The 6,922-nt window shown below is 64.1% G+C and carries 7 protein-coding genes; 5 read left to right on the forward strand and 2 right to left on the reverse strand.

Annotated features, from left to right (window positions below; translation table 11 throughout):
* Positions 1–91: 91 nt before the first annotated feature.
* The 3 genes from topA (at position 92) to ACQ4OD_RS23295 (ending at position 3,617) form a co-directional block, all read left to right on the forward strand.
* Complete coding sequence (gene topA, locus ACQ4OD_RS23285) at positions 92–2,701, forward strand: type I DNA topoisomerase (RefSeq protein ID WP_430945003.1); 2,610 nt, start codon at positions 92–94, stop codon at positions 2,699–2,701.
* A 109-nt stretch (positions 2,702–2,810) separates the two neighbouring features.
* A complete protein-coding gene (locus tag ACQ4OD_RS23290) occupies positions 2,811–3,332 on the forward strand; it encodes a DUF6586 family protein (RefSeq protein ID WP_430945004.1) in 522 nt (173 codons plus the stop codon).
* Positions 3,333–3,383: 51 nt separating this feature from the next.
* Entirely contained in the window at positions 3,384–3,617 is a 234-nt protein-coding gene (locus ACQ4OD_RS23295) for a hypothetical protein (RefSeq protein ID WP_023630868.1), read from the forward strand.
* 51 nt (positions 3,618–3,668) lie between these two features.
* On the opposite strand, the gene sulA is transcribed toward ACQ4OD_RS23295, so the two are convergent.
* Complete coding sequence (gene sulA / locus ACQ4OD_RS23300) at positions 3,669–4,145, reverse strand: SOS-induced cell division inhibitor SulA (RefSeq protein ID WP_139672383.1); 477 nt, start codon at positions 4,143–4,145, stop codon at positions 3,669–3,671.
* Positions 4,146–4,158: 13 nt separating this feature from the next.
* On the reverse strand, positions 4,159–4,767 hold the full coding sequence (gene lexA / locus ACQ4OD_RS23305) for a transcriptional repressor LexA (protein ID WP_110698740.1): 609 nt from the start codon (positions 4,765–4,767) through the stop codon (positions 4,159–4,161).
* Between the two features lie 219 nt (positions 4,768–4,986).
* On the opposite strand from lexA, the gene ACQ4OD_RS23310 reads away from it, so the two are divergent.
* Together ACQ4OD_RS23310 and nagZ are read left to right on the forward strand one after the other, a co-directional pair.
* Positions 4,987–5,691: a TetR/AcrR family transcriptional regulator gene (locus ACQ4OD_RS23310; RefSeq protein ID WP_046856397.1), complete on the forward strand. Its 705-nt coding sequence runs from the start codon at positions 4,987–4,989 to the stop codon at positions 5,689–5,691.
* Positions 5,692–5,871: 180 nt separating this feature from the next.
* Positions 5,872–6,870 (forward strand): beta-N-acetylhexosaminidase, encoded by a 999-nt coding sequence (gene nagZ / locus ACQ4OD_RS23315; RefSeq protein ID WP_430945005.1) that lies wholly within the window; start codon positions 5,872–5,874, stop codon positions 6,868–6,870.
* Positions 6,871–6,922: the final 52 nt, after the last annotated feature.

A 6,922-nucleotide genomic window follows, 5' to 3' on the forward strand; every position in this document is an offset into this window, starting at 1 on the left:
CTTGACCTCACTCTTTTGCCACTATATATAGCGGTGCCGCGTCCGGCACCTGACGCGTTTTTCATCTTCAGATTCAGGAATACTCCGATCCATGGGCAAATCGCTGGTCATTGTGGAATCCCCGGCCAAGGCCAAGACCATCAACAAGTACCTGGGCAGCCAGTACGTGGTGAAGTCGAGTATCGGCCACATCCGTGACCTTCCCACCAGCGGTTCCGCCAGTGCGAGCAAGGAACCGGCGGCCAAGCGTGGCAAGGCCGCGGCCGAGGCTCCGGCCTTGTCGCCGAAGGAAAAGGCGCGCCGTACCCTGGTTGCACGCATGGGCGTCGACCCCGAGGCGGGCTGGAAGGCCAAGTACGAGATTCTTCCCGGCAAGGAGAAGGTCATCGAGGAGCTGCGCCGCCTGGCCAAGGATGCCGACACCATCTATCTCGCAACCGACTTGGATCGCGAGGGGGAAGCCATCGCCTGGCACCTGCGCGAGGCCATCGGCGGAGACGACAGTCGTTACAAGCGCGTGGTGTTCAACGAGATCACCAAGAAAGCCATCCAGGAAGCCTTCTCCCAGCCGGGCGAGCTCGATATTGACCGGGTCAACGCCCAGCAGGCGCGGCGTTTCCTTGATCGCGTGGTTGGCTACATGGTCTCGCCGCTGCTGTGGGCGAAAATCGCCCGTGGCCTTTCCGCCGGCCGCGTACAGTCGGTGGCGGTGAAGCTGGTGGTCGAGCGCGAGCGCGAGATCCGGGCGTTCAACCCCGAAGAGTACTGGGAAGTCCACGCCGACCTGGGTACTGCCAAGAACGCCAAGGTGCGTTTCGAGGTAGCCCGTGAGAAGGGCGAGGCCTTCAAGCCGCTCAACGAAGCCCAGGCCATGGCCGCGCTGGAGAAGCTCAAGGCCTCCAGCTACAGCGTGAGCAAGCGCGAGGACCGGCCGACCAGCAGCAAGCCTTCGGCACCGTTCATTACCTCCACCCTGCAGCAGGCCGCAAGCAATCGCCTGGGCTTCGGGGTGAAGAAGACCATGATGATGGCCCAGCGTCTGTACGAAGCCGGCTACATCACCTACATGCGTACCGACTCGACCAACCTGTCGACCGACGCTGTCGAGATGGCCCGCAGCTACATCGAGAAGGAGTTCGGCAAGCAGTACCTGCCTGCCGCGCCCATCGTCTATGGCAGCAAGGAAGGGGCCCAGGAGGCGCACGAAGCGATCCGTCCGTCCGACGTCAGTACCCACCCGACCAAGCTCAGTGGCATGGAGCGTGACGCCGAGCGCCTGTACGAGCTGATCTGGCGCCAGTTCCTGGCTTGCCAGATGCCGCCGGCGCAGTACCTGTCCACCAGTGTCACCGTGGTGGCGGGCGAGTTCGAGCTGCGCGCCAAGGGCCGTATCCTCAAGTTTGATGGTTACACCCGTGTCCTGCCGCAGCAAAGCAAACCGGGCGAAGACGACGTGCTGCCGGAAATGGCCCAGGGTGAAGCGCTCAAGCTGATCCAGCTCGATCCCAGCCAGCACTTCACCAAGCCGCCGGCGCGCTTCACCGAAGCCAGTCTGGTCAAGGAAATGGAGAAGCGTGGCATCGGCCGGCCGTCGACCTACGCGGCGATCATCTCCACCATCCAGGATCGCGGTTATGTGACGCTGCACAACCGTCGTTTCTACTCCGAGAAGATGGGCGACATCGTCACCGAGCGCCTGTCCGAGAGCTTCGCCAACCTGATGGACTACGGCTTTACCGCCGGCATGGAAGAGAACCTCGACGATGTGGCCCAGGGCGAGCGTGACTGGAAGAACGTCCTCGACGAGTTCTATGGCGATTTCAGCAAGAAGTTGCAGACCGCCGAGTCCAGCGAGCACGGCATGCGCGCCAACCAGCCGACCCTGACCAACATTCCGTGCAAGGAATGTGGCCGGCCAATGATGATCCGTACCGCGTCCACCGGCGTGTTCCTCGGCTGCTCGGGCTATAGCCTGCCGCCAAAGGAGCGTTGCAAGGCAACGGTCAACCTGGTGCCGGGCGACGAAATCGCCGCTGACGACGAGGGCGAGTCCGAGTCCCTGGTGCTGCGCGGCAAGCACCGCTGCCCGATCTGCGCGACGGCGATGGATGCCTACCTGCTCGACGAGAAGCGCAAGCTTCACATCTGCGGTAACAACCCGGACTGCGTCGGCTACGAGATCGAAGAAGGCAACTACCGCATCAAGGGCTACGAAGGCCCGAGCCTGGAATGCGACAAGTGCGGCAGCGAGATGCAGCTCAAAACCGGCCGTTTCGGCAAGTTCTTCGGCTGCACCAACCCAAGCTGCAAGAACACCCGCAAGCTGCTCAAGAGCGGCGAGGCGGCGCCACCGAAGATGGACAAGGTGGACATGCCGGAGCTCAAGTGCGAGAAGGTCGACGATACCTACGTGCTGCGTGACGGTGCCTCAGGTCTGTTCCTGGCCGCCAGCCAGTTCCCGAAAAACCGCGAAACCCGTGCACCGCTGGTGCTGGAGATCGTCCCGCACAAGCATGAGATCGATCCGAAGTATCACTTCCTCTGCGAGGCGCCACAGAAGGACCCGGAAGGGCGCCCGACGGTGATCCGCTATAGCCGCAAGACCAAGGAGCAGTACGTGCAGTCCGAGGTTGACGGCAAGCCTACCGGCTGGAAGGCGTTCTACGACGGCAAGGTGTGGAAGGTCGAAGACAAGCGCTGATCTGAAGGCGTGACTGGGGCGCGGAGCGGCCCCAGTCATTTGATGACAAGCAAAGCGCAATCCCTGAAACTGCAAGCAATCGCCTTGCAGCCTTCAGGAGTCAGTCGAAATGGCCCAGGAACTCTACACTCGCACCAACCAGAAACTGTTCTTCGCCGGCCTCGCGCTGGAGTCCATGGCCAAGGCCGCGGACAGCCAGGCGATGAATGCCCAGGGGCTGCTCCAGGCCGAGCGCGAGTCGGCGCTGTTCCACCTGTATGGCGCGCTGCTTGGGCTGTGCCACGAGATCGCCGGCTTCTACCGCCTGCCCCAGGCCTCGGCGGCACGGGCGGAGTTGCTGTTCAGCGACGAGGTGCTGCAGAGCGTGGCGATCCCGGAAATGGCCGAGCTGCTGGAGTTGGCCCGCCAGCCGGAAACCTGGCTGGCGCGTCTGCTGGCGGCTTATGCCGATTTGTTCCGACCACCGGTCGCGAAGAAAACCCTGAAGGGTGACGTTACCCAGCCGCTGATCCAGGCCGTCAATCTGGACGAGCCTGAGCCGGTCGAGCTTTCCCGGGAGGAACTGGAGGCCTGGCGGCAGAACCTGAAAAGCCTGGTGAGACGATTCCGCGATGCGCTGAGTGAGTGCTGAGCGCTTCCATGGCTGGTACACTAATGGCCTTTCGTGAAAAGCAGGCCCTTTATGTCAACGTCCTTTCTAGAAATTGTCGAGTTGCCTGATGGTCGGATCGAGCTGCGCCGCGCCGAGGATGAAGGCTCCCTGGTAACCCTGGATTTCTCCGAGGATGCCAAGGCATTCCTGCAAGGACAGCATGTGGAGGTGGCCAAGGCCATGCTCAGCGTTGGCGTGCAAATGGCCGGTCGCCTGGTTGAAGGTGACTTCGAGCGTGAAGAGGGGCCACGCGTCCTTCACTGAGCCACGGTAGCGGCCCAGGGTTTCAAGCGATTGACAGGCAAAGCCTGAACATCAGCCGAGGCGGATGTTCAGGCTTTGTGCGTTTCCGCTGGCCGCTGCGCGCTGCAGCTGTTGGCGGGCGTTGCTGTTGATGGTGCCCAGCCAGCTGACCACGGTATGGCTGTGCCCGAGGCGCAGTGCCTCGCAGGCCAGTTGCAGGGCTGTCTGCCTGCCGCCGGGTTGCAGCAGCAGGATGCGTTCGCGGTTTAGGCCGGCGTCGCGCAGCCAGGCCTGGGTGAGGCTGCCGGGTGGGGCGATGAGCGTCAGCCAGCGGCTGTCGTCTTCTTCGCTGAGTTCGCGCAGGATCGGCGCCAGCAGGCTCTGGCAGTGCCCTGGCGCGCCGCGCAGGGCCAGCTCGCTGAACAGCTCTGGCTGGCTGCTCTTGCGCGGTGGCGCGCTGGGCTTGAGGCCTGGTAGCACCGGCTGGGCAAGGAAGGCCTCGAACAGCGGCAGCTGGGCTTGCTGGGGTACATGGGTGAACGGCTGCATGACGCCTCCTGGTTCAGCGGCGCAGGACGCCGACGCTCAAGCCCTCGATCACCAGTTCCTGGTCTTTCAGGTCGACTTCGATGGGGGCGAATTCGGGGTTCTCGGCGATCAGCCAGACCTTGCTGCCTTCGCGCTTGAAGCGCTTGACGGTCACTTCGTCGCCAATGCGGGCTACCACCACCTGGCCGTTGCGGGCTTCGCGGGTGGTGTGCACGGCGAGCAGGTCGCCGTCGAAAATGCCGATGTCCTTCATGCTCATGCCGTGTACCCGCAGCAGGTAATCGGCGCGCGGATGGAAGAAGGCCGGGTTGATGCTGCAGGAATCCTCGATGTGCTGCTCGGCGAGGATCGGTGCACCGGCAGCGACGCGACCGATGATGGGCAGGCCGCTGTCCTCTTGCTTGGGCTCGAGGCCGGGGATGCGGATACCGCGGGAAGCGCCAGGGGTCATCTCGATGGCGCCCTTGCGGGCCAGGGCTTTCAGGTGCTCCTCGGCGGCGTTGGGTGACTTGAAGCCCAACTCCTGGGCGATCTCGGCACGGGTCGGCGGGAAGCCGTTGTCTTCGAGGCAGCGTTTGATGAAAGCCAGAATCTCGGCTTGGCGTGGCGTCAGTTTCAGCATGGGCGAGGGCTCTGTCTTTATATACAGTGACTGGAATTATATACAGTGATGAGACGGCTGCAAGCTACTCGCTGCAAGAAATAGAGCGCGTCGGGTGCATCTTGTCGCTTGCAGCTTGTGGCTTGGCGCTTTTAAATGGCGACCGGCCAGTCACCCAGCCTTGACATGTGCAGCACTGAAACGTATGTTTCAAACAACTGTTTGTCAGGCGGAGTAGTCATGGCCCAATCGGAAACCGTTGAGCGCATCCTCGATGCGGCGGAGCAGCTGTTCGCGGAGCGCGGGTTCGCGGAAACCTCATTGCGGCTGATCACCAGCAAGGCCGGGGTCAACCTGGCGGCGGTGAACTACCATTTCGGTTCGAAGAAAGCCCTGATCCAGGCAGTCTTTTCCCGCTTCCTGGGCCCGTTCTGCGCCAGCCTGGAGCGTGAGCTCGACCGCCACCAGGCGCGTCCCGAGCAGAAGGCCTCGCTCGAGGAGCTGCTGGAAATGCTGGTGGAGCAGGCCCTGGTCGTGCAACCGCGCAGCAACAACGACCTGTCGATCTTCATGCGCCTGCTGGGCCTGGCCTTCAGCCAGAGCCAGGGGCACCTGCGCCGTTACCTGGAAGACATGTACGGCAAGGTATTCCGCCGCTACATGCTGCTGGTCAACGAGGCCGCGCCGCGCATTCCGCCACTGGAGCTGTTCTGGCGCGTGCACTTCATGCTCGGCGCCGCGGCGTTCAGCATGTCCGGTATCAAGGCCCTGCGCGCCATCGCCGAAACCGACTTCGGCATCAACACCTCGATCGAGCAGGTGATGCGCCTGATGGTGCCGTTCCTGGCCGCCGGCATGCGTGCCGACAGCGGTGTCACCGACCAGGCCATGGCCGCGGCGCAGTTGCGCCCACGCAGCAAGTCCGGCGCGCCCGCCAAGGCCTGAGCACTGGGCGGGGCAGGGCGCTTGCGCTAAGCTAGCGCCCATGCCAGCACTCGCCCCCGCCGCAATCCCTGTCAACACGGCAGCTTCGCCACTGAACGATCGGACACCCCGTTGTCCGATGTTTGCGCGCGCGCGCGCGACCTCCGGATCTCCAATGAAGGATTCCCAATGACTGCCAGCCTGCAAGGCTCCCTGATGGTGGATATCGCCGGTAAATGGCTGACCGCCGAAGACCGCCATCTGCTGCGCCAGCCCGAAGTGGCCGGCCTGATCATCTTTGCCCGCAACATCGACAGCCCACGCCAGGTGCGCGAGCTGTGCGCCTCGATCCGCGCCATCCGCCCCGACCTGATCCTGGCCGTGGACCAGGAAGGCGGGCGGGTCCAGCGCCTGCGCCAGGGCTTCGTGCGCCTGCCGGCCATGCGCGCCATCGCCGACAACGCCAATGCCGAATACCTGGCCGAGCAGTGCGGCTGGCTGATGGCCACCGAGGTGCTGGCGGTAGGCCTGGACCTGAGCTTTGCCCCGGTGCTGGACCTCGATCACCAGCGTAGCGCGGTGGTCGGCAGCCGCGCCTTCGAAGGCAATCCGCAGCGGGCCACCGAACTGGCTGGCGCATTCATCCGCGGCATGAATGCCGCGGGCATGGCGGCCTGTGGCAAGCATTTCCCCGGCCATGGCTGGGCCGAGGCCGATTCCCATGTGGCCATCCCGGTCGATGACCGTAGCCTGGAACAACTGCGCGTGGCCGACCTGGTACCGTTCACCCGCTTGAGCGGCAAGCTGGCGGCGGTGATGCCGGCCCATGTGATCTATCCGCAGGTCGACAACCAGCCCGCCGGCTTCTCCCGGCGCTGGCTGCAGGACATCCTGCGCGGCGAATTGGGCTTCGACGGGGTGATCTTCAGCGACGACCTGTCCATGGCCGGCGCCCACGTGGTGGGCGATGCCGCCAGCCGCATCGAGGCGGCGCTCAGTGCTGGGTGCGACATGGGCCTGGTGTGCAACGACCGGGCAGCGGCCGAGCTGGCCCTAAGCGCGGCGCAGCGCATGAAAGTCAAGCCGTCGCCGCGAATTGCGCGGATGCGCGGGCAGGGCTTCGCACGTACCGATTACCGCCAGCAGCCGCGTTGGCTGGAGGCGTTGGGGGCGTTGAAGGAAGCCCAGCTGGTCGATTGACCTCGCTGGCCTTGTCGCGGGGCAAGCCCGTTCCCACGCAGCTCTGGGGCTG

This window comes from Pseudomonas sp. WC1 (assembly GCF_050586565.1).
Taxonomy (GTDB): domain Bacteria; phylum Pseudomonadota; class Gammaproteobacteria; order Pseudomonadales; family Pseudomonadaceae; genus Aquipseudomonas.